The sequence below is a fragment of the Marivita sp. S2033 genome, assembly GCF_046592965.1.
Taxonomy (GTDB): Bacteria; Pseudomonadota; Alphaproteobacteria; order Rhodobacterales; family Rhodobacteraceae; genus Marivita.
The window spans coordinates 1-1,284 of the sequence record NZ_JBISBV010000045.1; the positions used below are offsets into that span (position 1 = coordinate 1).

At 69.6% G+C, this 1,284-nt stretch carries 1 protein-coding gene; it reads right to left on the minus strand.

Annotated features, from left to right (window positions below):
• Positions 1 to 1,248, minus strand: a 1,248-nt coding sequence (locus tag ACGKZZ_RS17235; RefSeq protein ID WP_411224749.1) for a glycosyltransferase family 2 protein, incomplete at its 3' end; no start/stop codon positions are given.
• Between the last annotated feature and the right edge of the window lie 36 nt (positions 1,249 to 1,284).

Sequence of the window (1,284 nt, forward strand, 5' to 3'; positions counted from 1 at the left end):
CAGACCGGCGCGCAGCCGCTCAAACGCCAGCGGATCGGTGGCAAGGGTTTGCGCCACCTGCGCATCAAAGCGTGGCCAGCGTTTTGCCAGCACCGGCGCGGATCTCGCGCGCAAGGCATCGCGCTGTTTCGCACCGAAACTCGCCGCGCCGACATGTCCGACGAACAGCCCCGTCTGGCACACATGCCGCCCGCCAAGCGCACGGGTGCGCTGGCACCAGTCCACCTCTTCGCCGTAACCGCGTCCGAAGCGTTCATCAAGGCGCGCCACCTCGGCCAGCCAATGCGGGCCAAGCGCCATGCAGAACCCGGTGCCGGTGGGCAGGGAGGGCAGGTCCGCCTGCCGCGCAAAGGGGCGCAGGCCGGCATCCACCGCATCGACCTCGCCGTTTCGCAGCGCAACCGGCGCGCAGGCATGGGGCGCGCCCATCAGCTCGCCATCATTGGACAGCGGCGTGACGCTGGCGATGGAGCCATCCGCCAGAAGCGGCGCGATCAGCCGCGAGGCCCAGCCTTGCGGCAGGGTGACATCGGAATTGAGCAAGACCACAGGGCCGGGAAACCCCGACAGCCGCTCGAGCGCCGCGTTCACCGCTCCGGCAAAGCCGCGCGGGGTGTCGTGACAGATCAGCTCGACCCCGGACCTCTCGGCCACCCAATGACGCAGCGCCGGCCGCAGCGCCGGATCGGTGGAGCCATCCTCCACGATCACCAGCCGCCAGGGCAGATCGGTCTTGGCGCAAACCCGTTCCAGACAGGGCCAGACATGGGCGGCGGCATTGTGCACCGGCAGGATGATCGCGATCTCCGGCGCGAGCGTGCGCAGCGAAACGGGCGCAATCGACGGACCAAGCAGCGGCGCCGGTGGAGTCGCGTGCAGCCCCAGACGCCGCTTGGCCAGCGCGCGGATATGGGGATCGCGCCGGCGGGGCAGAAGCGGCAGAACCCGGATCAGGCGGCGCGCCAGATCGGGCCAGAGCGCGACATGTTCCAAAGCACCGCGCCAGCGCGGCAGGGCAGGGCAGGACAACGCCCCGTTGCGCAGCGAAACCCGCGCCCCGGCGCGCGGATCATGCGGCAGCGACAGCGGCACCGGGCCTTTGACGCAGGCACCGCCATGTTCGAGCGCCAGCGCATCGGGGCGGGTCACGACCAGACGGCCCTGCACAACGGCGACACCGGGAGCAAGCGTCAGGCACAGATGATGCGTGGCGTAGCGTTGATAAAAGCGCCGCAGGCGGTGCAACATGAACAGGCTTTCCGACAGGTCAGATCACCGGTGACA